General features: G+C 60.6%; 19 protein-coding genes and 2 pseudogenes. 10 read left to right on the top strand and 11 right to left on the bottom strand.

Going from position 1 to position 24,477, the window contains the following annotated elements; all coding sequences use genetic code 11:
* Window positions 1-5: 5 nt before the first annotated feature.
* Window positions 6-902: pseudogene (locus tag ACA058_RS20570) on the bottom strand (O-antigen ligase family protein); the annotation flags it as partial.
* A 238-nt stretch (window positions 903-1,140) separates the two neighbouring features.
* Window positions 1,141-1,473, bottom strand: coding sequence for a hypothetical protein (locus ACA058_RS20565; protein WP_497635674.1), 333 nt, complete (start codon window positions 1,471-1,473; stop codon window positions 1,141-1,143).
* Window positions 1,474-1,938: 465 nt separating this feature from the next.
* Here ACA058_RS20565 and ACA058_RS20560 point away from each other — a divergent pair, with 465 nt between their 5' ends.
* Window positions 1,939-3,978: an oxidoreductase gene (locus ACA058_RS20560; RefSeq protein ID WP_497635673.1), complete on the top strand. Its 2,040-nt coding sequence runs from the start codon at window positions 1,939-1,941 to the stop codon at window positions 3,976-3,978.
* Window positions 3,979-4,133: 155 nt separating this feature from the next.
* On the top strand, window positions 4,134-5,060 hold the full coding sequence (locus ACA058_RS20555) for a 1-aminocyclopropane-1-carboxylate deaminase/D-cysteine desulfhydrase (protein WP_497639975.1): 927 nt from the start codon (window positions 4,134-4,136) through the stop codon (window positions 5,058-5,060).
* Window positions 5,061-5,083: 23 nt separating this feature from the next.
* Here ACA058_RS20555 and ACA058_RS20550 read toward each other — a convergent pair.
* From ACA058_RS20550 to ACA058_RS20540, 3 genes and pseudogenes are all read right to left on the bottom strand, one after another.
* Window positions 5,084-5,197: pseudogene (locus ACA058_RS20550) on the bottom strand (cytochrome B); the annotation flags it as partial.
* A 58-nt stretch (window positions 5,198-5,255) separates the two neighbouring features.
* Window positions 5,256-6,083 (bottom strand): phosphonoacetaldehyde hydrolase, encoded by an 828-nt coding sequence (gene phnX, locus ACA058_RS20545; protein WP_497635672.1) that lies wholly within the window; start codon window positions 6,081-6,083, stop codon window positions 5,256-5,258.
* Window positions 6,084-6,321: 238 nt separating this feature from the next.
* Window positions 6,322-7,431 (bottom strand): 2-aminoethylphosphonate--pyruvate transaminase, encoded by a 1,110-nt coding sequence (locus tag ACA058_RS20540; protein WP_497635671.1) that lies wholly within the window; start codon window positions 7,429-7,431, stop codon window positions 6,322-6,324.
* Window positions 7,432-7,540: 109 nt separating this feature from the next.
* On the opposite strand from ACA058_RS20540, the gene ACA058_RS20535 reads away from it, so the two are divergent.
* The gene (locus ACA058_RS20535; RefSeq protein ID WP_497635670.1) at window positions 7,541-8,404 is read left to right on the top strand and encodes a LysR substrate-binding domain-containing protein; all 864 of its coding nucleotides are present in this window, start codon (window positions 7,541-7,543) and stop codon (window positions 8,402-8,404) included.
* A 122-nt stretch (window positions 8,405-8,526) separates the two neighbouring features.
* Here the strand turns inward: ACA058_RS20535 and ACA058_RS20530 are convergent, their stop codons facing one another.
* Both ACA058_RS20530 and ACA058_RS20525 read right to left on the bottom strand, forming a co-directional pair.
* Window positions 8,527-9,399 (bottom strand): LysR family transcriptional regulator, encoded by an 873-nt coding sequence (locus tag ACA058_RS20530; protein ID WP_497635669.1) that lies wholly within the window; start codon window positions 9,397-9,399, stop codon window positions 8,527-8,529.
* A 161-nt stretch (window positions 9,400-9,560) separates the two neighbouring features.
* Window positions 9,561-10,991: a type VI secretion system Vgr family protein gene (locus ACA058_RS20525; protein WP_497639974.1), complete on the bottom strand. Its 1,431-nt coding sequence runs from the start codon at window positions 10,989-10,991 to the stop codon at window positions 9,561-9,563.
* Window positions 10,992-11,216: 225 nt separating this feature from the next.
* On the opposite strand from ACA058_RS20525, the gene ACA058_RS20520 reads away from it, so the two are divergent.
* Complete coding sequence (locus ACA058_RS20520; protein WP_497635668.1) at window positions 11,217-11,921, top strand: YebC/PmpR family DNA-binding transcriptional regulator; 705 nt, start codon at window positions 11,217-11,219, stop codon at window positions 11,919-11,921.
* A gap of 71 nt (window positions 11,922-11,992) precedes the next feature.
* Here the strand turns inward: ACA058_RS20520 and ACA058_RS20515 are convergent, their stop codons facing one another.
* Together ACA058_RS20515 and zapE are read right to left on the bottom strand one after the other, a co-directional pair.
* Window positions 11,993-12,988 (bottom strand): IS110 family RNA-guided transposase, encoded by a 996-nt coding sequence (locus tag ACA058_RS20515; protein ID WP_497634894.1) that lies wholly within the window; start codon window positions 12,986-12,988, stop codon window positions 11,993-11,995.
* A 378-nt stretch (window positions 12,989-13,366) separates the two neighbouring features.
* A complete protein-coding gene (gene zapE / locus ACA058_RS20510) occupies window positions 13,367-14,497 on the bottom strand; it encodes a cell division protein ZapE (RefSeq protein ID WP_497635667.1) in 1,131 nt (376 codons plus the stop codon).
* A gap of 245 nt (window positions 14,498-14,742) precedes the next feature.
* On the opposite strand from zapE, the gene ACA058_RS20505 reads away from it, so the two are divergent.
* The 4 genes from ACA058_RS20505 to ACA058_RS20490 all read left to right on the top strand — a co-directional run bounded on the left by ACA058_RS20505 (window position 14,743) and on the right by ACA058_RS20490 (window position 19,647).
* Window positions 14,743-15,216: a MarR family winged helix-turn-helix transcriptional regulator gene (locus tag ACA058_RS20505; RefSeq protein ID WP_497635666.1), complete on the top strand. Its 474-nt coding sequence runs from the start codon at window positions 14,743-14,745 to the stop codon at window positions 15,214-15,216.
* The gene (locus ACA058_RS20500; protein WP_497635665.1) at window positions 15,213-16,682 is read left to right on the top strand and encodes an efflux transporter outer membrane subunit; all 1,470 of its coding nucleotides are present in this window, start codon (window positions 15,213-15,215) and stop codon (window positions 16,680-16,682) included. Before ACA058_RS20505 ends, ACA058_RS20500 begins: the two co-directional genes overlap by 4 nt.
* A gap of 15 nt (window positions 16,683-16,697) precedes the next feature.
* Window positions 16,698-17,900 carry an HlyD family secretion protein gene (locus tag ACA058_RS20495; RefSeq protein ID WP_497635664.1) on the top strand — a complete coding sequence of 401 codons (1,203 nt, stop codon included), beginning with the start codon at window positions 16,698-16,700 and terminating at the stop codon, window positions 17,898-17,900.
* Between the two features lie 217 nt (window positions 17,901-18,117).
* Window positions 18,118-19,647 carry a DHA2 family efflux MFS transporter permease subunit gene (locus ACA058_RS20490; protein WP_497635663.1) on the top strand — a complete coding sequence of 510 codons (1,530 nt, stop codon included), beginning with the start codon at window positions 18,118-18,120 and terminating at the stop codon, window positions 19,645-19,647.
* A gap of 117 nt (window positions 19,648-19,764) precedes the next feature.
* Here ACA058_RS20490 and lpxH read toward each other — a convergent pair whose 3' ends face one another.
* A complete protein-coding gene (gene lpxH, locus ACA058_RS20485) occupies window positions 19,765-20,517 on the bottom strand; it encodes a UDP-2,3-diacylglucosamine diphosphatase (RefSeq protein ID WP_497635662.1) in 753 nt (250 codons plus the stop codon).
* Window positions 20,514-21,017: a peptidylprolyl isomerase gene (locus ACA058_RS20480; RefSeq protein ID WP_497635661.1), complete on the bottom strand. Its 504-nt coding sequence runs from the start codon at window positions 21,015-21,017 to the stop codon at window positions 20,514-20,516. Before ACA058_RS20480 ends, lpxH begins: the two co-directional genes overlap by 4 nt.
* Before the next feature lie 249 nt (window positions 21,018-21,266).
* Here ACA058_RS20480 and ACA058_RS20475 point away from each other — a divergent pair, with 249 nt between their 5' ends.
* Both ACA058_RS20475 and cysS read left to right on the top strand, forming a co-directional pair.
* The gene (locus ACA058_RS20475) at window positions 21,267-22,964 is read left to right on the top strand and encodes a glutamine--tRNA ligase/YqeY domain fusion protein (protein WP_497635660.1); all 1,698 of its coding nucleotides are present in this window, start codon (window positions 21,267-21,269) and stop codon (window positions 22,962-22,964) included.
* A 15-nt stretch (window positions 22,965-22,979) separates the two neighbouring features.
* Window positions 22,980-24,362, top strand: coding sequence for a cysteine--tRNA ligase (gene cysS, locus ACA058_RS20470; protein ID WP_347911687.1), 1,383 nt, complete (start codon window positions 22,980-22,982; stop codon window positions 24,360-24,362).
* The last annotated feature ends 115 nt before the right edge of the window (window positions 24,363-24,477 follow it).

The following is a 24,477-nucleotide window of genomic DNA, read 5'->3' as shown; positions in this document are numbered from 1 at the left end:
GGGTTCTACCTGAGTTGGAGATGGGCACTCGCCGTGACGGCGGTCGAGGTGTACTTGAGCCTGCGCGCCATCTGAGCATAGACAACTCCCAGTCCAGCCACCGACCAATACACCACGGGGATCACCGTGATACTGCTAACGGTAGCGATGGTGATCAGGATCCCGGCCAGTGTCGCCAGAAGTGCACGTCCGAGTCGGCGTGCCTCATCGTCTTCGTTGGGGAGCGAACGCATCCCCTTGCGGATGCCCTGCAGAACACTGACGAAAAAAACCACGAAAAGCGTCAAACCAATCAAACCGAACGACAGCGCTACGCCGATATAGGTGTTTACGATATCGATGATCCCCTGGCCCTGAGTCATGGACTGCATTTGCGGTGTGCTGCGGTAACCGAAAGAACCCAGCCAAGGGTTGCGCTGGATAACGATCACGGCGTTATCAATCAAGCGCTGCCGGTAGGTGATATTTTCGACTTCCACCGTGCCGATAAGCGGTAGCAGATCAAGCACTTTTTCCCCGCCCGGCACGACGGCCAGCAAGGGAAGGGCGAGCGAACAGAGCGTCCTTGAAGTCGCTGAGGTTCTTCAGCGCCCGGCTGGCAACGTAGTAAGGCAAAAAAACTTCAATGAACAGGTAGAACGTTTGGCGCAAAGTGTCGGTGACCGTGGTTTCGCGCAGGCAAAGCAGACTCGTAACAGGATGTTGGCGGCTAACAGCTTGTCAGGCCAGGTGCGCCCGAAAGGAACCGTGTCTGCTCGCCTGCGCAGAGCGAAAAATGCCGGTAGCAACAAACACAGTGCCAGCAGACGAACATGGTTAAGGGCAAAAAAATAGTTGATCAGGCCGAAGCCGGGAGTCTCAGCCGGGGACGGCGGGATGAGAAACAGCAGAAGGAAAAATAGCGTCGCGAATGGCGGCCCTTATCCATGTCTTGATTCCTGCCGCCCCTAGTCGCTGCGTGACTTCATGGAAAACCGCTCCGTACTGCCGCAAGACGTAAATAACGGTCAGGTTGATATGTTCCCAGCCCAACGGTGACAGGCACTGATAAAGGGTAACCAATTCCGCGTTGAACCAAACCGGTCGGTCGGGTGACCCGTGGTAACCGAAGGAAGTTTGATGCCAAGTGCAAGTGCCAACTTACATCGACTTGGCCGACACCACTTCCACAAACCTGAATTTTTTTCTGGCCGTTTTAGTAGCTTCTTGCTCTGCAACCAGGGAGCTCAGCGTATCGGCCTCATGTACCACCTCATGCATCTCGCCTTCAAATTCATTTCCCACGCGCAGCGTGACTCTCAGCCTAGGCGTGAAGCCTTTCGAGGCTTTCTTTTTCTTTGCTGCCTTTACCGGTTGCATGATCACGACATCCGGGACGGTGTCTTGCACGAGTGAGTTAATTGCCGGCGCAGGGGACTCAGAACCACCGAATAGCGCCCGACGCATCTCTTCTTCCGTCAATTCTGTATTCATACCATTCTCAGAAGGGCGTTATGTATAACCTGAGCGATTCTATCAGCACGGCCGGACTCTGTAGTAAAGCGTCGTTGGGTCAGATATGAAGCGGTAGAGGGCCACCAAATATTGGCGAGCGTCAGCGTCTGGCCATTCACTGCCCATCGTGGCGGGCAGATGTCGACAGCTCGCTGCCTCTCGCAATCAGCCGTTAGCCCGAAAAAAGCCCTTAGGCACGTAGGGGGCGGGGTGCAGTTCAGTTTTTAATGATTCGAGTTCAATTTCTAATGAAACTCAACGTTGAGTAATGACCAATAGGAAAGGCAGCGTTGAAGCTTGCCAAGTACAGCTGCGCATTTCGGTCATTAAGTTGTCAGTTACGGTCATTGAGCGCCAGCGATTCGGCTCTTAGTCTGTCGAACATGATTGACGGGGGCCGTAGAGCTCCCGCTTTTTCCGTGATCGCTCGCTGTGGAGTTACCGATGACCGCCGCTCATTACCCGCACCTGTTGGCCCCGCTTGACCTGGGATTTACCACGTTGCGCAACCGCACCCTGATGGGTTCGATGCACACCGGCCTTGAGGAAAAGCCCGGTGGTTTCGAGCGCATGGCGGCGTACTTCGCCGAGCGTGCCCGTGGCGGTGTCGGCCTGATGGTCACCGGGGGGATCGGCCCGAACGACGAGGGTGGCGTGTATTCCGGTGCGGCCAAGCTGACCACCGAGGAAGAAGCGCTCAAACACCGCATCGTCACCCGCGCGGTGCACGAGGCGGGCGGCAAGATCTGCATGCAGATCCTCCACGCCGGTCGTTATGCCTACAGCCCGAAACAGGTCGCGCCAAGCGCCATTCAGGCGCCGATCAACCCGTTCAAACCCAAGGAGCTGGACGAGGAAGGCATCGAAAAGCAGATCAGCGATTTCGTCACCTGTTCGACCCTGGCCCAGCAGGCCGAGTACGACGGCGTCGAGATCATGGGCTCGGAAGGTTATTTCATTAACCAGTTCCTCGCCGCCCACACCAACCACCGCACCGACCGTTGGGGCGGCAGCTACGAAAACCGCATGCGCCTGCCGGTGGAAATCGTGCGCCGCGTGCGTGAGGCGGTTGGCCCGAACTTCATCATCATTTTCCGCCTGTCGATGCTCGACCTGGTCGAAGGCGGCAGCAACTGGGAAGAAATCGTGCTGTTGGCCAAGGCCATCGAGCAGGCCGGTGCGACGATCATCAACACCGGTATCGGCTGGCACGAAGCGCGGATTCCGACCATTGCCACCAAAGTGCCGCGCGCGGCCTTCAGCAAGGTCACGGCCAAGCTGCGCGGCTCTGTGAGCATTCCGCTGATCACCACCAACCGCATCAACACCCCGGAAGTCGCCGAGCAGATCATCAAAGAGGGCGATGCCGACATGGTGTCCATGGCGCGGCCGTTCCTGGCCGACCCGGACTTCGTCAACAAGGCCGCTGAAGGTCGCGCCGATGAAATCAACACCTGCATCGGTTGCAACCAGGCGTGCCTGGACCACACCTTCGGCGGCAAGTTGACCAGTTGCCTGGTCAACCCGCGAGCCTGCCACGAAACCGAACTCAACTATGTGCCGGTGCAGCAGATCAAGAAAATCGCCGTGGTCGGTGCAGGGCCTGCCGGCTTGTCCGCCGCGACCGTGGCGGCCGAGCGTGGCCATGAGGTGACGCTGTTTGATTCGGCCAGCGAAATCGGTGGCCAGTTCAACGTCGCCAAACGGGTGCCGGGCAAGGAAGAATTCTTCGAAACTCTGCGTTACTTCGGTCGCAAACTGCAGACCACCAACGTCGAGGTGTGCCTGAACACCCGCGTCGACGTGGCGAAACTGGTCGAGGGTGGCTACGACGAGATCATCCTGGCCACCGGCATTGCGCCGCGGTTGCCGGCGATTCCGGGTGTGGAGAATGCCAAGGTGCTGAGCTATTTGGACGTGCTCCTGCAGCGCAAGCCGGTGGGCCAGCGCGTAGCGGTGATCGGCGCCGGCGGTATCGGTTTCGACGTTTCGGAATTCCTGGTTCACCAGGGCGAGGCCACCAGCCTGAACCGCGATGAGTTCTGGAAGGAGTGGGGCATCGATACGCACCTTGAAGCACGCGGCGGTGTCGCCGGGATCAAGGCTGCACCCCATGCCCCGGCCCGCGAAGTGTTCCTGCTGCAACGCAAGAACTCCAAGGTTGGCGACGGCCTGGGCAAGACCACCGGCTGGATTCACCGCACCGGTCTGAAGAACAAGAAGGTGCAGATGCTCAACAGCGTCGAATACCTGAAGATCGACGACGAAGGCCTGCACATCCGCATCGGCGAAACCGGCGAGCCGCAAGTGCTGGCGGTGGACAACGTGGTGATCTGCGCCGGGCAGGACCCGTTGCGCGAGTTGCAGGACGGCCTGCTGGCGGCGGGGCAGAACGTGCATCTGATTGGTGGCGCGGATGTCGCGGCGGAGCTGGATGCCAAGCGGGCGATCAATCAGGGATCGCGGTTGGCGGCCGAGTTGTAATCCGCAGGACCAGCGTGCCAATGGCAATCGCGAGCAGGCTCACTCCCACATTTGATCTGTGTCGTTCATAGATCCCTTGTGGGAGCGAGCCTGCTCGCGATAGCTGCTTATGAGCGACTAGAATGCTGGCTCTTCATGAGCTAAATCAGGCGCCAATGTTTTCTTCTGCTTCCAACTGGCTACCCCCAACCCCCCTCGACCACCTCCACCTCGACTGGCTCGCCACCGCCGACATCGAAGTCGCCATCCTGCGCCTGGACCTGATCGACCCGCTGATCAGCGGCAACAAATGGTTCAAGCTCACCGAACACCTCAAAGCCGCCGACCAATCTGGCGCCAAAGGCATCATCAGCCTCGGCGGAGCGCATTCCAATCACCTGCATGCGCTGGCCGCTGCCGGCAAGCGTTTCGGATTCGCCACGATCGGCCTGTTGCGCGGGCACCCTCAGCAAACGCCGACGGTGAACGATTTGCAGGCGCTCGGCATGCAACTGCACTGGCTCGGTTATGGCGGCTATCGGGCGCGGAATGAAGCGGGTTTCTGGGAACCATGGCAGGCGCAGTATCCCGATCTGCTTGCGGTCCCGGAAGGCGGCGGCGGTTTGCAGGGGGCACAGGGCTGCGTGCAGCTCAAAGCACTGGCCCGCCGACAACTGAGTGGCCTGGGCTGGAGCGACTACGACGGTTGGTGGCTGGCCTGTGGGACCGGTACGACCCTGGCCGGCCTGGTCATGGCCGAAGCGGGAGAGCACCCGGTCTACGGTGCGCTGGCGGTGCCCGGTGATCACGGTGTGGCACAGCAGGTCGAGAGCATCGTAGAGGAGGCGGGCGTGAATGATCCGTCTTATGAACTGTTCGACGCCAGCCGAGGTGGCTTTGCCAAGGTCGACCCGCTGTTGCTCGAATTCATCGGGCAGACCGAACAAGCCAGCGGCATTGCGCTGGAACCGCTGTACACCGGCAAGGCGTTGCTGGCGCTCAGGCAGCAGGTCGAGGCGGGGAAGTTTGCCCGAGGTACGCGACTGGTCTTTATCCACACCGGTGGATTGCAGGGCCGTCGGGGATTCAATCCACAAACCTGATATGGGGTGGATTTTCGTTGGTCTCAGGTATTGCTGGTCACCCGCTTGGGCGTCATCCGCAGCAAGGTGTTATCGCCCACTACATAGTGGTGATACAGCCCGGCGACGGCGTGCAGGCCGATCAGCCAGTAGCCGAGGGGGGACGCGGAATGCCCTCTGTAGGAGCAAGCTCGCTCCTACAGGGGGGGCGGTGAATCAGTTGGCCTGCGGCATCTCGCCTTTGGCCAGGCGCTTGTTGATGTCGGCAATCACTTCTGGCAAATCGCTGATGGTGTCGATCATGTAGTGCGGGCGTGAGCCTTCGAACAAGGCGTGAATGCGCTTGCGTTCGCTGGCCAGTTGGTCGCTGCCGAGGGCACGATAGCCTTCGTAGTCCAGGCCCAGCGCGTTGCCCGAGCAGATCAGCGCCACGGTCCACATGCCGGCACGACGGCCTTCGAGAATGCCCGGCACGGTGTCGTCGATCTTCACGCAAGCGGCAACATCGTCGATACCCAGGGCGATCACGTTGGCCAATGCTTGAGCTGGCCATGGGCGGCCGTTCGGCACTTCGTCGGTGGCGACCACGTGATCGGCGACGTAGCCGTTGGTGGCGGCCAGTTCGACGACTTTGTCCATGACCTGTTTCGGATAACCGGAGCAGGAGCCGATCTTGATCCCTTGCTCACGCAGGTTGGCGATGGTGTCCAGGGCGCCGGGAATCAGCGCCGAGTGTTCGGCGATTTTCTCGATCTGCAGTGGCATGAAACGCTGATAGATGGCGGTGACGTCATCGTCGGTCGGCGTACGGCCGAACACGTTGCGATAGCGCTCGGCGACTTGCGGCTGGTCGCACAGGGTGCGGATGTGGTCCCACTTGCCCATGCCCATCGGGCCACGAGCCTCTTCGATGGAGACCTGGACGTCGAACTCGGCGAAGGCCTCGACGAAAATCTGCGTCGGCGCGAACGAGCCAAAGTCGACTACGGTGCCGGCCCAGTCGAGGATAGCGGCCTGGAGTTTGGTTGGGTTGGTGTAGTTCATGGTGATCAAATTCCTATGAGAACGAGCTATTTGGGAGTTCGATTGACCTGTGGGAGCGGGCTGTGGCGAGGGGATTTAGCGAAACGTCGCACCGCCCCGTTGGGTCGCGAAGCGGCCCTAAGCCTGTGATTACGGTGCATCAGATAAACCGCATTCACCGGATTTGCGACTGCTCCGCAGTCGAACGGGGATAAATCCCCTCGCCACAGCCCGCTCCTACAGGAGGTAGGGGGACTGGTTAGATCTCTAGCACTTCCATCTCGCGCAACACCTCGGCAATGGCCGCTACGGCTTCGCGCATTTCGGCTGGTTGGACGTGGCCGATGCAGCCGACGCGGAACGTCTCGACCTGGGTCAGCTTGCCGGGGTAGAGGATGTAACCCTTGGCCTTGACCCGCTCGTAGAACTCCTTGAACTGATAACGCGAATCTTTCGGTGCATGGAAAGTGGCGATGATCGGTGCCTGGATGGAGGCGGGCAGGAAGCTGCGCAGTCCAAGCGCGGCCATCTCTTCCATCAGGGCCTGGCAGTTGGCGGCATAGCGCTGGTGCCGGGCTGGCAGGCCGCCTTCTTCGTTGTATTGCAGCAGGGCTTCATGCAACGCGGCGACCACGTGGGTCGGCGGGGTGAAGCGCCATTGCCCGGTCTTGGCCATGTAGGTGTGCTGGTCGTGCAGGTCCATCGCCAGGGAGTGCGAGTTGCCGGCGGCGTTGGCCAGGGATTCTTTGCGGGCGAAAACGAAACCCATGCCCGGCACGCCTTCCAGGCATTTGCCGGATGCGGCGATCAGCGCGTCGAACGGCACCTCTTGTGCGTCCACCGGCAGCGCGCCGAAGGAGCTCATGGCATCGATGATCAGGCGTTTGCCGTGTTGCTCGACCACCTGGGCAATTTCCGGCAGCGGATTGAGGATGCCGGTGCTGGTTTCGCAGTGAATCAGTGCAACGTGGGTGATGCCGCCGTCGGCCCGCAGCAGACGGTCGACGTCGGCGGCGGTGGTCGGTTCGTCTTCGGCGGTTTCGAAGGTGCTGAAAGAGCGCCCCAGCACTTCGCAGATTTTCGCCAGCCGTTTGCCGTAGGCGCCGTTGATCAGCACCAGGATCTTGCCGTCGCGCGGCACCAGCGTTCCGATCGCCGCTTCGACGGCGAAGGTGCCGCTGCCTTGCAGGGGCACGCAGTGGTGGCTGGCCGCGCCGTTGATGATCGCCAGCAGTTGTTCGCAGAGGCTGGCGGTCAGCTGGTTGAAGCGGTCATCCCATGAACCCCAGTCAACCATCATCGCCTGCCGGGTGCGGGCCGAAGTAGTCAACGGGCCGGGGGTGAGCAGGATGGGGGCGGCAGTACTCATTCTCGTGTCCTCGCAATCGATGGGATGAAGCTACGGGGCCTAAATTGCAATTTGCCGAGTTATCAATCAAATTGTTTGTTGTTATGCCAGCCATCAGTGAGAGTTATTCATGAATCTGTTTCAGCTCCGCGCTTTCGATGCCGTGGCCCGGGAGGGCAGTTTCACTCGGGCCGCCGCACGGCTGTTCATCAGCCAACCGGCGGTCACCGGGCACATCAAGTCGCTGGAAGAGCACTACCAGATCACCCTGTTGCGCCGCACCGCCCGACGGGTGGAGCTGACGGAGGAGGGCACCCGGCTGGCGGCGATCACCCGGGCGATGTTTGGCCTGGCCGAGGAGGCGAAAGTGATGCTGGAGGCCAACCGGCAGTTACTGACCGGGCGCCTGGAAGTGGCGGCGGACGGCCCGCACATGGTCATGCCGATGCTCGCGAGCCTGCGCGCGCGTTATCCGGGAATCACCGTGAACCTGCGCCTGGGCAATGCCCAGGAAACCTTGGCGGCGCTGTTGTCCGAGCATGCCGACGTGGCGGTATTGACCGAGGTCGAGCCGCGCAAGGGCCTGCATTTTCAAGCCCTGAGCGAATCGCGGATTTGCGCGCTGGTACCCGAGGGTCATCCCTGGGCGCGGCGGACCCAAGGCGTGCCGCTCAAGGAACTGGACCAGGTGATCATGGTGTTGCGTGAACCGAGCTCGATCACCCGACGCACCTTCGATGACGCCTGCGTCCAGGCGAAGGTCAATCCGCGGGTGTTGCTGGAGCTGGACAGCCGGGAAGCGGTGACCGAGGCGGTCGCTGCCGAGTTGGGGGTGGGCGTGGTGTCGTCGGTGGAGGTCAGCCATGACCCGCGGGTGGCGGCGGTGCCGATCATTGGCGAGGGGTTGGTCAATCGACACATGATGGGGTGCATGGAGCGGCGGCGGGATTTGCGTTTGATTCAGGCGTTTTTCGGGTTGGCGCCAGGCAGGTAGACCGAGTCGCCTGCATTCGCGAGCAGGCTCGCTCCCACACTGTTTTTATGTCGTATATAAAATTTTCGGTAGACGCAGATCCCTTGTGGGAGCGAGCCTGCTCGCGAAGGGGTCGGGCTTGCCTACACCAGGCTCCCACGCACCATCTCCAGAAACGTCGCCACCACCCGTCGCGAGCTCTGTTCGCGCAAGCACACCAGCGTTTCCGTCAGCCGCCGTTTGCAATCGGTGATCGGCAATGCGCACACCCGCGAGTCGGCGCCGAATTCAGCCGCCGACACCACGCCAATCCCAATCCCCACCACCACCGCCTCACGCGCGGCTTCCCGACCTTCGACTTGAATCGCCGGGCGAATGCGGAACCCGGCGCCGGCCATTTCTTCTTCCAGGGTCTGGCGGGTCACCGAACCGATTTCCCGCAACACCAGCGGCGTCTCGTCCAGGTCCGCGAGGGTAATGGATTCGCGATCCGCCCACGGATGATTGCGCGACACGAACGCCACCATCGGGTCATTGCGCAACGGCAGCGTGATCAATCGTTCGTCGCTCACCTCGCGGCCGAGCAACGCCAGGTCGGCCTGATAGTTGAACAGTCGGAACAACGACTCATCAGTGTTGCCGGTTTCGATCTTCACGCTGATGCCAGGGTAGCGTTCGCAGAACCGGGCGATTTGTGGCAGTACATGCACCGGCGCATCCACCGCCAGAATCAGGCTGCCGGTCTGCAACGCCTGGGAATCCTGCAACAACTCCTGGGCCTCGGCTTCGATCACGAACAGTTTCTGGGTGACGCTCAGCAAGCGCTCGCCCAGGTCGGTGAGGCGTACCGAGCGTTTGTTGCGGTGGAACAGCAACACACCGTAGCGCTCTTCGAGTTTGCGCACCTGGTCGGAAATCGCTGGCTGTGTGAGAAACAACCGCTCGGCGGCTTTGGTGAAGCTTCCATGCACGGCCACGGCATGGAAGGCTTTGAGTTGGGCGTGGGAAACCGACATGGGAATCTCCAGTAACAAGCTGAGCTTGTTTTGGAAATACGATAAATCGATTTCACTTATTAATCAGTAATTGTTTTTATTCATCTCAGCCCCCGTGACTGCTCAGTCAAACAGCGCGGGTGCCATTAGCCTGTGCGTGCAATAACAGGAGGGGCTGATGCTCAAGGCTCGGGGTCGGTGCGATTGATCAGCCAGTCGAGCAGCAGGCGGGTGTCACTGCGGCGGGTGTCGGCGCGCACCGCTGGCGGGTTGCGGCGCTGCCCACTGCTGGCGCAGAACACCGGACGGTCAGGGTCGCTGTCGAGAAAACTGACCCAGCCGTCGCTGCCGGCCGGTGGCAACTGGGTCGGAGACAGCTGGATCGCTTGCGCTGGGGCCTCGGACATTGCCAGCGCGACAGGTAGCCAGAGGCCAGTGGCCGCCTCGGGATCGACATCCGTGTCGGGCCACAAACTCACCTGCAGGCGACCTTGATCATCCTGTGCAGCGTGCTGCCCGGCCAAGCCAAAGACCCGGGCAGGCTGGAAACCGGGGATGCGCGGCCTGGCCTGGTCCAGGGGTGGGCGAAATACTGTCGACCAGGGAATGGCCGTGAACTGATTGCGATAGCGCCGGGCAATGCTGTCCTCAGACAGGATCGAACCCTGCTGGCCCTGATGCAGCGCTTGGCAGACCAGCCATTGGTCGTTGAACACCGGCACGGGATGGTCTGCCACCTGCACGATGCGTGCGCTGCGTAACAGAGACTGATTGCTTTGACCGTGAAGCTGTAACTGCTGGCAACGCATACGCTGCAGATCGCGGCGCTCGAGTTGATCTCGATGACGCTGCTCCTGGGTGGGTGGGGGGGCACACGCGTGGGTAAAAGCGTGATTGGCCGCGCCTTCATCGACTTGAACACCGCGATTTTTCGCCTCCACTCGTGGGTAAACGGCTTGTGAATCATGGCGCTGGAACAGCTCGCTGATCACCGGCGCAGCGCTATCGCCTGATTCATCGCCATGGAAAGGCATCAGCAGCGGCTCTTGGGGAAAGCTCATGTTGTCGTCGGCCAACACCAATACATGACCGTGACGGGAGTGTTCGAAGTGGTAGTGAATGCCTTCTTCCTCGCACAGGCGCTGCAGCAAGGCCAGGTCGGTTTCCTCGTACTGAATGCAAAAAGGCCGCAGAGGATAGTGCCCGTCTGCCAGTTCCAGGCGATAGCCGTCTGCGTGCAAGTCATGTTCCTCCAGCAGCTGGCGCAGGATCATGGGCACGCTGAGACGCTGGAAGACCCGCCGCGATCTGAATCGATCCAGCGCTTGAAGGGCGGGCACCAGGACCAGTTTATAGCCGACCCGGCCTCGCCCTCGATGTTCGCAGCTGGCGCTGTGCAGCACGCCATGGATGCCCTGGCCTTGCCCAAGGTCGAGCAGCGCCGGTTGTTGCAGCAGCTGTTCAAGGTTGAGGGCCGGTGCCAGGCCGATCACTTCGATATCGAATCGATAGGGTTGGTTGAGGGCCTCGCGCCCACTGAACTGCAGCACTTGCAAACTCAGCTGGTCGTCGAGGAGTGTCAGGGTGAAGGGACTTTCCTTGTCGTTGTGCATCGAACGCGCTTCTGCCATGGAGTACGGCCGCAGAGAGTACGAAACCCGCATGCCTTGTGGACATCGCCAATTGAAATTTCAGAATCGCCCTACAACCATCGGTAAAGATGTCGATCCGTGGATGACCCTGAGATTTTTTGGTCGATTGCCAACTTTAGGCCGTATAAACTTGGCGGCATGCGTCGGCCAATAGATGTTTCGGCGCCTTAGACAAGAGAGTGAGTAATGGGCGCACAGTGGAAGGTTAAACACAAAGAAGCGGCAGCCAACGCCAAGGGCAAGATCTTCGGCAAGCTGGTGAAGGAAATCACCATTGCTGCGCGCAACGGTGCCGATACCGCCACCAACGCACACCTGCGTCTGGTGGTCGAACAGGCGAAAAAGGCCTCGATGCCTCGCGAGACCCTGGAACGTGCGATCAAGAAAGGCTCGGGCCAGCTCGGCGAAACCGTGCAATACCATCGTGTGACCTATGAAGGCTTCGCGCCGCACCAGGTGCCGCTGATCGTCGAGTGCGTGACGGACAACATCAACCGTACCGTCGCTGAAATCCGCGTCGCCTTCCGCAAGGGCCAACTGGGCGCTTCCGGCTCGGTGGCCTGGGACTTCAACCACGTGGGCATGATCGAAGCCTCGCCGGACACCCCGGACGCCGATCCGGAAATGGCCGCCATCGAAGCTGGTGCCCAGGATTTCGAGCCGGGCGAAGACGGCGCGACGCTGTTCCTGACTGAACCTACTGACCTGGACGCGGTACAAAAAGCCCTGCCTGAGCAAGGTTTCACCGTGTTGTCGGCCAAGTTGGGCTACCAGCCGAAGAACCCGGTCAGCGGCCTGAGCGATGAGCAGATGGCTGAAGTCGAAGCGTTCCTCGAAGGCCTCGATAACCATGACGACGTGCAGGATATGTTTGTTGGCCTGGCCGGTTAACTTCCGCCCTCACAGCGACTGAAAACCCCGCCCTTACGGCGAGTAAAAACCTGTAGATACTCTGTTCACGGTCAAGCTTTCGCGAGATGTTTTTTGCTAAAAAGCTTGGCCGTATTAAATTCTTCTCCAGAGCGCATGCATGCCCATAACCCGGTTAGGTATTTGCGCATGACCGCGCCGATGGCCTGCATTTTCTTCTTGCCGCGCGCTACCAGTGCCTCGTAGAAGGCCTTCACATTCTCATCACAACGGATTGCCGTCATCGCCGGCATGAACATCGCTGCACGCAAGTAAGCATTACCGCACTTGGACATTCGTCCTGGCCGGTTCACGCTGGTGCCTGACTGGGTCAGTCTGACATCCAGGCCTGCATAGCGGCTTACCTGTGCCGATTTAAGCGTCACTGGAAGGGTCGTCAGCTCAGCCAGTGCGGCGATGGCCGAGGCCTCTCCAACGCCGGGCGCCGCCATCATGCAGCGAAATTGCAGGCTCAGATCAGGGCATTTGGCGATGGCGTCGCGCGCAGCCTGTTTTAATCGATCGATTCGAGCGTCCAACGCGCTTATCGCGTCTTTCTCATCCTCGATCAGCAGTGCGATGCTCGTTTCTGTCGCTTGTAGCGCATGCAGCTCGTTCTTGGCTCGCGTCCGATGGCCAATCAGTCGGTTGATGTGGCGACCAATCGCACGCAGCATCATCTGTTCCGCAGTGGGCGGGACCCACAGCCTAGGCCCCATACGCTCGCCGTATTCGGCCAGCAGTTGGGCATCGATCTGGTCAGTCTTGCTGTTTTGCAACATCAGCTTGGCAAAGTTGTGGAAGCTTTTGGGGTTGATCACCGAGACCGGCAAGCCGGCGGCGTGCAATTCCATCGCAAGATCCAGGTAGTAAATACCGGTAGCCTCCATGACAACGCTCAGCGGCTTGAGACGTAGCAGCTTTTCCACAGCGGCCTTGCGACCTTTGGGCGTGTGCAGAATGTCTCCATTGCCTGCTGCTTTGCCGTTCTGCCGCCATCCCATGGCTGAACTGCGAGCACTGATATCTATGCCGACATGCGCATTCATTGCTTTTCACTTCCTTGGCTTTAGGTAAGATTGCACCTGGTTCCCCCGACCTCGAACTTCATGCCACTGCAACCTTGTAATGCGAAGTCCGACTTGTCGGCTTCTCGATACTCTTCGTGGTGGGCAATGAGGCGGGGGGGCCTCTCTACAGACAAGGTCAGGAGCAAATCCTGCCTTCAGGAGCGATCGGCCTCCCCCAGAAACGTACTTGCTGTTGAATGAATCCTTGAGCGTAACCTCTCTCATGGAATCAAGGTCAACATACAAGGAGCGAGCCTGCTCGCGATGAACTTGAGTGCACCGAGGGGTGTCAGGTGCCCAGCGTCATCGTTGACGACCATCGCGAGCGTGCTCGCTCCTACAGATGCCTGCCCCGAATCAAATCTCCTCCCTTATCTCCCCCAATTGCCCCAACCGGCTACGCGTGCGCGCCAGGTCGATAGCGTCGCCGCCCAGGCTTTCGCGCAGGGAGCGCTGGCCCAGCAATGTCAGGTGCTTGTCCTGATCATACAAAACGTCGACCAGGTTGATGAAACGCTGCTGGGCGGCAATCGAGCAGTCGGCAAGGTCGGGCAGGTCGTCGATGATCCAGTGATCGAAGCGTCGGCACAGTTCCAGGTAATCCATGACCGCTGTGGGGTGATCGCACAGGTCGCTGAAGGTAAAGCCGATGGTGCGTCCTTCGCAGTAGCGGGCCGATAGATGGCGAGTGCCGACGGGCAGGGCAATGGCCGGCGCGTTCGGCCCCGGCAGGTTCGATGCCTGACGTTGCGTCAGCGTGGCGGGCCAGACGTAGCGGCCCTGGGTGAACAACTGTTGCGCATGGGGTCTGGCCTGACTGCGATAGTCGTGGGGCCCGCCGACTTCCATGACTTGCATGCGCGCATTGATCAGGTCGATCACCGGTTTGAAGCGTGCATGGTAAAGCGGGTTGGGCATCAGGCCTTCCGGCGGGTAATTGGAGGTAACCAGCAGCAGGATCCCCCGGTCGAACAACGCCTTGAACAGCCGCGTGATGAGCATCGCATCACCGATGTCGTGGACGTGAAACTCGTCGAAACACAGTACCCGGCAATCGCGCAGTAACTCATCCAGCGTGGTCGCCAGCGGATCCGGTTGATCGCGATGGCTGAACATGCCCTCGTGCAGGCGGGCAAAAAAACCGTGGAAGTGCAGGCGCTGCTTTTGGGCAAAGGGGATCGCCTGGAAAAAGCCGTCGAGCAGCCAGCTCTTGCCACGCCCGACGGCGCCATGCAGGTAAAGCCCGGGCAGTGTCTTACCCGCCGTGCCCAACAGCGTCGAGGCGTGCTGCGCCATGCAGTCGATTACCCGTTGCTGGCTGTGGCTGAGGGTGTAGCCCTGGGAACAGGCCTTGTGGTGGAAGTAGTCGTGAATGACCCGCGCATTCGCGCAGTGGCGGTCAGGCCCGGCCGATACCTTGCCGAAGAGGCGGCGCAACGCTGGCCAGCGCGGTGTGAGTCGCGAATGCTTGGGTGGTCGAGCGGCCACTGTGATGTCCCCGTGATCTTCAGTCAGGCTCCTTGAGCCGCGGCGGCATAGTTTAACCAGTTGGGTAGTTTTGCTTCCAGTTGTGTCGACGGTTTTCCGGGCGATGACGCCGGTAAATTTGCCTCAATAACCGACGGCATTGGCCAAGTAATTGCTAAGCAACCTAACTATTATGTTGACATTGTCTGCCTAGGCAGTAATATCTCGACATACATTCACTGCCTAGGCAGCTAATTGGTGTTCAGATGAAACATTTCACGCCAGACGATTTCCACAATTGCCACCTCGGCCTCCTGCTCGGGCGCGCTGCGCTGCTCAAGGACCGGATCATCGACACGCACATGGAGCCCCACGGCATCACCGCCGCGCAGTTCAAGGTGCTGATCATCATTGCCCAGTTCGGCGTCGATTCGCCTGGCGAGCTGTGTCGGCACCTGTCCCTGGACAGCGGTTCGATGACCCGCATGCTCGATCGTCTGGAGCAGAAAGGTTTCCTCGCGCGCCAGCGCTCCGAGGCAGACCGTCGTCAGGTGCAGTTGGTGCTGACCGACGAGGGCCGGAAACTGGCCGATCTTCTGCCGCACATCGGCGCCGAAGCCATGAATGAACTGGCGGGTGCCATCACTGCGCAAGAATTGAAAACCCTTGAGTCGATCCTTAAGAAAATCCTGGTAGCGGCCGGTGACTCGATCACCCTGCTGCGGGTAGGTGACCAATGAGCAGTAAAATCTTGCGCACCTGTCTGAGCCTGGTGCTGTTGGCCATGAGCCTGGCCGGTTGCGCCAGTTACAGTGGCCTGACCACCGAAGGCGTCATCCTCGATGCGAAAAACCTCAAGGCCGGGCAATCCCTCAGCGGCGTGACGCTGTCGCAGGCCACCTGGCCGAAAAGCGACTGGTGGAAAAGTCTCGGCGATCCGCAGCTCGACGGTCTGATCCGCGAAGCCCTGCGCGACAGCCCGGACATGCAGATCGCCGACGCCCGCGCCCACCAGGCCAGTGCCGCTGCCTATGCCGCCGACGCCGCGCGGATGCCGACCCTGGATGCCAGCGCCGGCGTCAGCCGCTCGCGTCTGGCCCGTGACCAGGACCCGTTGGGGCAGGGCGACAATTACGCCACCGTGCGCAACATCAGCGCCATCTTCAATTACAACTTCGACCTCTGGGGCGGTCAGCGTGACGCCTGGGAAGCGGCGCTGGGTCAGGCCCGTGCCGCCGAAGTCGATCAACAGGCCGCGCAGTTGACCTTGTCAGCTGAAGTGGCCCGCGCCTACAGCGACCTGGGGCAGGCGCACATCGTCCATGACCTGTCCGCCGAAGACCTCAAGCGCACCCGGCAAATGCTTGATCTGAGCCAGCGCCGACTGAGTTCCGGGATCGACAGCCAATACCAGTTCCAGCAGACCGAAAGCCTTGCAGCCACCTCCGAAGCCAATCTGATCGACGCTGAGAAGCGCCTGCAAAGCGCCAAGATCGCGCTGGCCGTGCTGCTTGGCAAAGGCCCGGATCGCGGCAACGAAATCGCCCGGCCAAACATTCTCAAGCCGAGTGCCGTGGCCTTGCCATCGGTACTGCCGGCCGAACTGCTCGGACGTCGTCCGGACCTGGTGGCCGCGCGCTGGCGGGTCGAGGCGGCGAGCAAAAATATCGCTGCCGGCAAAACCCAGTTCTATCCGAACTTGAACCTCAGCGCCGCGGCCGGTGCCGAATCGTTGTTGGGGGATGCGATGTTTGGTTCGGCCAGTCGCTTCTTCAATGTCGCACCGACGATTTCCGTGCCGATTTTCGACGGTGGCCGTCTACGCGCCGACCTCGATTCCCGCGACGCCGACTACGACCTGGCGGTGGCGCAGTACAACAAAAGCCTGGTCAGGGCGCTGGGCGACGTCAGCGACAGCATCAACCAGTTGCGTGACATCGGTCGGCAGATCGCTGCCCAGCAACACGCCACCGACATCGCCCAGGATTCTTACAACACCGTGGTCCAGCGCTACGGTTCCGGCATCGGTAACTACCTGGACGTGCTCAGCATCGAGCAGCAATTGCTCCAGGCCCAGCGTCAGCTGGCCAACCTGAATGCCGAGCAGATCGACCTGTCGATCCAGCTGATTCAGGCGCTGGGTGGCGGTTTCCAGCCTGAGGCCATTGCCTCGGCCAACGCCGCGCCAGCCACGCTGACCCACTAATTCAAGGAATTTGTCATGGCCACTGCCGATACAACGCCAACCGCTGAAAACACCCCGGCCAATCCCGATTCGGGCAAGCGCAAGTTCATGCTTCTGGCCCTTGCCGTAGTGGTCGCGCTGAGCGGCGCGGGCGTCTGGGCCTACCACGAGTTTTACGGGCGATGGAGCGAAAGCACCGACGACGCTTATGTGAATGGCAACGTGGTGGAAATCACCCCCCTGGTCACCGGTACCGTCGTCAGCATCGGAGCTGACGATGGCGATCTGGTCCACGAAGGCCAGGTGCTGGTGAACTTCGACCCGAACGACGCGGAAGTCGGCCTGCAAAGCGCCCAGGCCAATCTGGCCCGCACCGTGCGTCAGGTTCGTGGCCTGTACAGCGACGTCGACGGCATGAAAGCCCAGGTCAATGCCCAACAAGCCGAAGTGCAAAAAGCCCAAGACAACTACAACCGGCGGAAAAATCTCGCCGTTGGCGGGGCGATCTCCCAAGAGGAGCTGTCCCACGCCCGTGACGACCTGACCTCGGCGCAAAACGCCTTGGCCAACGCACAACAGAAGCTCAAGACCACCGCCGCACTGGTCGATGACACCGTGGTTTCATCGCACCCGGACGTCATGGCGGCTGCTGCGCAATTGCGTCAGGCCTACCTGAACAACGCCCGCAGCACCCTGATCGCGCCGGTCACCGGCTACGTGGCCAAACGCACCGTGCAACTGGGACAGCGGGTGCAGCCGGGGGAGGCGCTGATGGCGGTGATCCCGCTGGATCAATTGTGGATCGACGCCAACTTCAAGGAAACCCAGCTGCGTGACATGCGTATCGGCCAGCCGGTGGAGATCGAAACCGATCTCTACGGCAGCAGCGTGAAATACAGCGGCACCATCGACAGCCTCGGTGCCGGCACCGGTAGCGCGTTTGCCCTGCTGCCGGCGCAGAACGCCACCGGCAACTGGATCAAGATCGTGCAGCGGGTGCCGGTGCGGATTCATGTCAACGCCCAGGAGCTGGCCGAGCATCCCTTGCGCGTTGGCCTGTCGACCCTGGTCGATGTGAACCTGCGTGACCAGAGCGGCCCGGTGCTGGCGCAACAGCCGCCGCAAAAGGCGTCGTTTAGTACCGGCATCTATGACCGCCAGTTGGTCGAGGCCGATGCCATGATCACCCAATTGATCCACGACAACAGCGCCGCGGTCAGCAAGACCGTGCATCGCTGATTCGCCAATCCACCATCACACCGCCCCCCTGTGGGAGCGAGCCTTTGTGGCGAGGGGATTTATCCCCGTTGGGCTGCGAAGCGGCCCCAGAACCTAAAATCGCGGTGTCTCAGGTACATCGCGGACAATGGTTTTACGACTGCTGCGCAGCCGGACGGGGATAAATCCCCTCGCCACACAGGGTTAGCGGCGCCAGCCAAGTATCAAAGGATTCGCTATGAGCAATAACGCCTCTTTCACGCCCCCCAGCCTGGTGCTGAGCACCATCGGCCTGTCGCTGGCGACCTTCATGCAGGTGCTCGACACCACCATCGCCAACGTGGCGCTGCCGACGATTTCCGGCAACCTGGGGGTGAGTTCGGAGCAGGGCACCTGGGTCATCACGTCCTTCGCGGTGAGCAACGCCATCGCGTTGCCGCTGACCGGCTGGCTCAGCCGGCGGTTCGGTGAGGTAAAGCTGTTCCTGTGGGCGACCGTTCTGTTTGTGCTGGCCTCGTTTCTCTGCGGTATTTCCACCTCGATGCCGGAACTGATCGGCTTTCGGGTGGTGCAAGGTCTGGTGGCCGGGCCGTTGTACCCGATGACCCAGACGCTGCTGATCGCCATTTATCCACCCGCCAGGCGCGGCATGGCCCTGGCGTTGCTGGCGATGGTCACGGTGGTCGCGCCGATTGCAGGACCCATCCTCGGCGGCTGGATCACCGACAGCTACAGCTGGCCGTGGATCTTCTTCATCAACGTGCCGATCGGGATTTTTGCGGTCATGGTCGTGCGTTCACAGCTCAAGGCGCGGCCAGTGGTGACCAGTTATCAGCCGATGGATTACGTCGGTTTGATCACCCTGGTCATCGGCGTCGGGGCGTTGCAAATTATCCTCGACAAGGGCAACGACCTCGACTGGTTCGAATCGAGCTTCATCCTCATCGGCGCGGCCATTTCGGTGATTGCCCTGGCGGTGTTCGTGATCTGGGAAATGACCGACAAACACCCGGTGGTCAACCTGCGGCTATTCGCTTACCGCAACTTCCGTATCGGCACCCTGGTGCTGGTGTTGGGCTACGCCGGATTCTTCGGGATCAACCTGATGCTGCCGCAATGGCTACAAACCCAGATGGGCTATACGGCAACCTGGGCCGGCCTGGCGGTAGCGCCGATCGGGATCCTGCCGGTCCTGATGTCGCCGTTTGTCGGCAAGTACGCGCACAAGTTCGACCTGCGATTGTTGGCGGGCCTGGCGTTCCTGGCCATTGGCTTGAGCTGTTTCGTGCGTGCCGGCTTTACCAGCGAAGTGGACTTCCAGCACATCGCCCTGGTGCAGTTGTTCATGGGCATTGGCGTGGCGTTGTTCTTCATGCCAACCCTGAGCATCCTGATGTCGGACTTGCCGCCGAGCCAGATCGCCGATGGCGCGGGCCTCGCGACGTTCCTGCGGACCTTGGGCGGCAGCTTTGCCGCGTCGTTGACCACCTGGATCTGGATTCGCCGGGCGGATCAGCACCATGCGTACCTGAGCGAAAGCATCAGCACCTATGAGCCGGCAACCCGCGAGGCACTGCACGCACTGGGTGGTGCGAGCAACCCGGCGTATGCGCAGCTCGATCATGTGTTGACCAGCCAGGCGTACATGCTCTCCACCGTGGACTACTTCACGTTGCTGGGGTGGGCGTTCATGGGGTTGATCGTGATCGTATGGCTGGCGAAACCGCCGTTTGCGGCAAAGGCGGGGCCTGAAGCCTCCGGCCACTAAGTCAAACCTGTGGGAGCGAGCTTGCTCGCGATAGCGGTATGACATTCAACATTTATGTTGATTGATCCAATGTCATCGCGAGCAAGCTCGCTCCCACAAGGGTTTTGTGTGTGATCTTTAGATCGAAGGGGGCGGCAGTTGCGGCGGCGGGGTGAAGTCGAACGGTGCCAGGGCAAACCCGCTGTCATCCACCTGCAACGCCCAACCCTGTTTATCCCAATCCCCCAGCACAATGCGCTTGGCCGCTTGCTCGCCAATCTGCAACTTGTGGATGGCCGGACGATGGGTATGCCCGTGGATCAACGTTTTCACGCCGTATTGCTGCATGATCCGCGGAATCTCCTCGGGCGTGACATCGACAATGTCATTGGCTTTCATCCGTGTCTGCGCCCGGCTTTCACTGCGCAGCTTGCGTGCCAGCTTATGGCGGGTACGGAGCGGCAAGTGCCGCAGGATGAACAAGGTGATCGGGTTGCGCAGGTAGCGGCGCAGCTTCATGTACGCTTCGTCGCGGGTGCAGAGGCTGTCGCCGTGCATCAACAGCACGGGTTCGCCGTTGAACTGCACGACACTCGGGTCTTTCAGCAAAGTACAGCCGGCCTGTTTGCAGAAGGCCTGGCCGAGCATGAAATCGCGATTGCCGTGCATCAGAAAAATCGCCGTGCCGCTGTCGCTCAAATCGCGCAGGGCCTGGCAGATGGAACGCTGGAACGGCGTCATGGCATCGTCGCCAATCCACGCCTCGAAAAAGTCGCCCAGAATGTACAGTGCACTCGCCGGACGGGCGCGTCCGGCGAGCAAATCCAGAAACGCCCGGGTGATGTCCGGGCGCTCCTCTTCCAGATGTAAATCTGAAATCAGCAATATCACTCAATGATCTCGGCTTTCTCGATGATCACGTCGTCTGCCGGTACGTCCTGGTGGCCGGACTTGGAAGTGGTGGCCACGCCTTTGATCTTGTCGACAACGTCGGTGCCGGCGGTCACTTTGCCGAATACCGCGTAGCCCCAGCCCTGCACGTTCTTGCCGCTGTGGTTGAGGAAGCTGTTGTCAGCCACGTTGATGAAGAACTGCGCGGAAGCCGAATGCGGCTCCATGGTGCGGGCCATGGCGACGGTGTACTTGTCGTTGGAAAGACCGTTGTCGGCTTCGTTCTGGATGCTTGGACGCTTGTCTTTCTTTTCTTTCATGCCTGGCTCGAAACCGCCGCCCTGGATCATGAAGTTACCGATGACGCGGTGGAAAACGGTGTTTTCGTAGTGACCGGCTTTAACGTACTCGACGAAGTTGGCCACGGTCAGCGGGGCTTTTTCGGCGTTCAGTTCGAGGACGATGTCGCCATGGTTGGTGGTCAGTTTGACTTGGGTCATGATCGTTACTCTTCTAAGGAATTCGTGGTTTTGGGACATTCCATCCCATAACCGGTTCAGCCTGTCTCGGCCAAGGTGCGCAGTTTAGCGTGACAGACGCGAATTTCGAGGCTGTTTTTCATTTATGACCTATTAAATGCGACCGTTTGCAGGCCTGCTCTGTCAGCTGCTTGACAGCATCGGCTATGATAGCGGCTTTGTTTTGTCCGGCCTTCATTACGGCCACGCACTTGTACGTTCAAGGATCCTATGAGCAAGCCCACTGTCGACCCTACCTCGAATGCCAAGACCGGCCCTGCCGTGCCGGTCAACTTCCTGCGGCCGATCATCCAGGCAGACCTGGACTCGGGCAAGCACACGCAGATCGTCACCCGTTTCCCGCCTGAGCCCAACGGCTACCTGCACATCGGTCACGCCAAGTCGATCTGCGTGAACTTCGGCCTGGCCCAGGAGTTCGGCGGCGTCACGCACCTGCGTTTCGACGACACCAACCCGGCCAAGGAAGACCAGGAATACATCGACGCGATCGAAAGCGACGTCAAATGGCTGGGCTTCGAATGGTCCGGTGAAGTGCGCTACGCCTCGCAGTATTTCGACCAGTTGCACGACTGGGCAGTGGAGTTGATCAAGTCCGGCAAGGCATATGTCGACGACCTGACCCCTGAACAAGCCAAGGAATACCGTGGCAGCCTGACCGAGCCAGGCAAGAACAGCCCGTTCCGTGACCGCAGCGTCGAAGAGAACCTGGACCTGTTCGCCCGCATGAAGGCCGGCGAGTTCAAGGACGGCGCACGTGTGCTGCGGGCCAAGATCGACATGGCTTCGCCGAACATGAACCTGCGCGACCCGATCATGTATCGCATCCGTCACGCGCACCACCACCAGACCGGTGACAAGTGGTGCATCTACCCGAACTACGACTTCACCCACGGTCAGTCGGACGCCATCGAAGGCATCACCCACTCGATCTGCACCCTGGAGTTCGAGAGCCACCGTCCGCTGTACGAGTGGTTCCTCGACAACCTGCCAGTACCGGCCAACCCGCGCCAGTACGAGTTCAGCCGCCTGAACCTGAACTACACCATCACCAGCAAGCGCAAGCTCAAGCAGCTGGTCGATGAAAAGCACGTCAACGGTTGGGACGATCCGCGCATGTCCACGCTGTCGGGCTTCCGTCGCCGTGGCTACACGCCGAAATCGATCCGCAACTTCTGCGAAATGATCGGCACCAACCGTTCCGACGGCGTGGTGGACTTCGGCATGCTCGAATTCAGCATCCGTGACGACCTCGACCAAAGCGCTCCGCGCGCCATGTGCGTGCTGCGTCCGCTGAAAGTCGTGATCACCAACTATCCGGAGGGCAAGGTCGAGAACCTCGAACTGCCATGCCACCCGAAAGAAGACATGGGCGTGCGCGTCCTGCCGTTCGCCCGTGAAATCTACATCGACCGTGATGACTTCATGGAAGAGCCGCCAAAAGGCTACAAGCGCCTGGAACCGAACGGCGAAGTGCGCCTGCGCGGCAGCTACGTGATCCGTGCCGACGAAGCGATCAAGGACGCCGATGGCAACATCGTCGAACTGCGTTGCTCGTACGATCCGGACACTCTGGGCAAGAACCCTGAAGGCCGCAAGGTCAAGGGCGTGGTGCACTGGGTGCCGGCCGCTGCCAGCGTCGAATGTGAAGTGCGTCTGTACGATCGCCTGTTCCGTTCTGCGAACCCGGAGAAGGCCGAAGACAGCGCCAGTTTCCTGGACAACATCAACCCTGACTCGCTGCAGGTACTCACCGGTTGTCGTGCCGAACCCTCGCTGGGCAACGCACAGCCGGAAGACCGTTTCCAGTTCGAGCGCGAAGGTTACTTCGTCGCGGACATCAAGGACTCGAAACCAGGTCAGCCGGTATTCAACCGTACCGTGACCCTGCGTGATTCGTGGGGCCAGTGATTCAAGGAAACTGACGTGCTAACGATCTACAACACGCTCACCAAGAGCAAAGAAGTCTTCAAGCCGCTCGATGGCAACAAGGTGCGCATGTACGTGTGCGGCATGACCGTGTACGACTACTGCCACCTGGGCCACGGCCGTAGCATGGTCGCGTTCGACCTGGTTACCCGCTGGTTGCGGTTCAGCGGTTATGACCTGACCTACGTGCGCAACATCACCGACATCGACGACAAGATCATCAACCGGGCCAATGAGAACGGCGAGTCGTTCGAAGCCTTGACCGAGCGCATGATCGCGGCGATGCACGAAGATGAAGCGCGCCTGAACATCAAGAAACCGGACATGGAGCCGCGTGCCACGGATCATATCCCCGGCATGCACGCGATGATCCAGACCCTGATTGACAAGGGCTACGCCTACGCCCCGGGCAATGGCGACGTGTACTACCGCGTCGGCAAGTTCATGGGCTACGGCAAGCTGTCGCGCAAGAAAATCGAAGACCTGCGCATCGGCGCGCGCATCGAAGTCGACGAGTCCAAGCAGGACCCGCTGGACTTCGTGCTGTGGAAAGCCGCCAAGCCGGGTGAGCCGAGCTGGGAATCGCCATGGGGCGCCGGGCGTCCGGGCTGGCACATCGAGTGCTCGGTGATGTCGACCTGCTGCCTCGGCGAGACCTTCGACATTCATGGCGGCGGCAGCGACCTTGAGTTCCCGCACCACGAAAACGAAATCGCCCAGAGCGAAGCAGCCACCGGCAAGACCTACGCCAACGCGTGGATGCATTGCGGCATGATCCGGATCAATGGCGAGAAGATGTCCAAGTCCTTGAACAACTTCTTCACCATCCGCGACGTGCTCGACAAGTACCACCCGGAAGTCGTGCGTTACCTGCTGGTGTCGAGCCACTACCGCAGCGCCATCAACTACTCGGAAGACAATCTCAAGGACGCCAAGGGCGCCCTGGAGCGTTTCTACCACGCGTTGAAAGGCCTGCCGAACGTCGCGCCGGCTGGCGGCGAAGCGTTCGTCGAGCGCTTCACCACGGTGATGAACGACGACTTCGGTACGCCGGAAGCCTGTGCGGTGCTGTTCGAGATGGTTCGCGAGATCAACCGCCTGCGCGAGAGCGATTTGAACGCAGCGGCCGGCCTGGCTGCCCGTTTGAAAGAACTGGCCAGCGTATTGGGCGTGTTGCAGCTTGAAGCCGATGACTTCCTGCAGGCCGGTGCCGAAGGGCGCGTGGATGCAGCCGAAGTCGAGGCGCTGATTGCTGCGCGTCTGGCGGCGCGTGCCGGTAAAGACTGGGCCGAATCCGACCGCATCCGCGACCAGCTCACCGCCATGGGCGTGGTCCTGGAAGACGGCAAGGGCGGGACGACCTGGCGTCTGGCGGACTGATGATCGTTCCCACGCTCTGCGTGGGAATGCAGCCCGGGACGCTCCGCGTCCCTTCCAAAGCCGAACGCAGAGCGTCCGTTGAGGCATTCCCACGCAGAGCGTGGGAACGATCAAG

This window comes from Pseudomonas sp. LBUM1649 (assembly GCF_059716155.1).
The sequence above is the reverse complement of the archived record's forward strand: the minus strand, read 5'-3'. Positions and strand labels throughout refer to the sequence as shown.

Excerpts from the sequence above, each read along its gene's own strand:
- ACA058_RS20565 (WP_497635674.1), bottom strand. The coding sequence starts at position 1,473 with ATGAATACAGAATTGACGGAAGAAGAGATGCGTCGGGCGCTATTCGGT.
- ACA058_RS20560 (WP_497635673.1), top strand. The coding sequence starts at position 1,939 with ATGACCGCCGCTCATTACCCGCACCTGTTGGCCCCGCTTGACCTGGGA.
- ACA058_RS20555 (WP_497639975.1), top strand. The coding sequence starts at position 4,134 with ATGTTTTCTTCTGCTTCCAACTGGCTACCCCCAACCCCCCTCGACCAC.
- phnX (WP_497635672.1), bottom strand. The coding sequence starts at position 6,083 with ATGAACTACACCAACCCAACCAAACTCCAGGCCGCTATCCTCGACTGG.
- ACA058_RS20540 (WP_497635671.1), bottom strand. The coding sequence starts at position 7,431 with ATGAGTACTGCCGCCCCCATCCTGCTCACCCCCGGCCCGTTGACTACT.
- ACA058_RS20535 (WP_497635670.1), top strand. The coding sequence starts at position 7,541 with ATGAATCTGTTTCAGCTCCGCGCTTTCGATGCCGTGGCCCGGGAGGGC.
- ACA058_RS20530 (WP_497635669.1), bottom strand. The coding sequence starts at position 9,399 with ATGTCGGTTTCCCACGCCCAACTCAAAGCCTTCCATGCCGTGGCCGTG.
- ACA058_RS20525 (WP_497639974.1), bottom strand. The coding sequence starts at position 10,991 with ATGCACAACGACAAGGAAAGTCCCTTCACCCTGACACTCCTCGACGAC.
- ACA058_RS20520 (WP_497635668.1), top strand. The coding sequence starts at position 11,217 with ATGGGCGCACAGTGGAAGGTTAAACACAAAGAAGCGGCAGCCAACGCC.
- ACA058_RS20515 (WP_497634894.1), bottom strand. The coding sequence starts at position 12,988 with ATGAATGCGCATGTCGGCATAGATATCAGTGCTCGCAGTTCAGCCATG.
- ACA058_RS20505 (WP_497635666.1), top strand. The coding sequence starts at position 14,743 with ATGAAACATTTCACGCCAGACGATTTCCACAATTGCCACCTCGGCCTC.
- ACA058_RS20500 (WP_497635665.1), top strand. The coding sequence starts at position 15,213 with ATGAGCAGTAAAATCTTGCGCACCTGTCTGAGCCTGGTGCTGTTGGCC.
- ACA058_RS20495 (WP_497635664.1), top strand. The coding sequence starts at position 16,698 with ATGGCCACTGCCGATACAACGCCAACCGCTGAAAACACCCCGGCCAAT.
- ACA058_RS20490 (WP_497635663.1), top strand. The coding sequence starts at position 18,118 with ATGAGCAATAACGCCTCTTTCACGCCCCCCAGCCTGGTGCTGAGCACC.
- ACA058_RS20480 (WP_497635661.1), bottom strand. The coding sequence starts at position 21,017 with ATGACCCAAGTCAAACTGACCACCAACCATGGCGACATCGTCCTCGAA.
- ACA058_RS20475 (WP_497635660.1), top strand. The coding sequence starts at position 21,267 with ATGAGCAAGCCCACTGTCGACCCTACCTCGAATGCCAAGACCGGCCCT.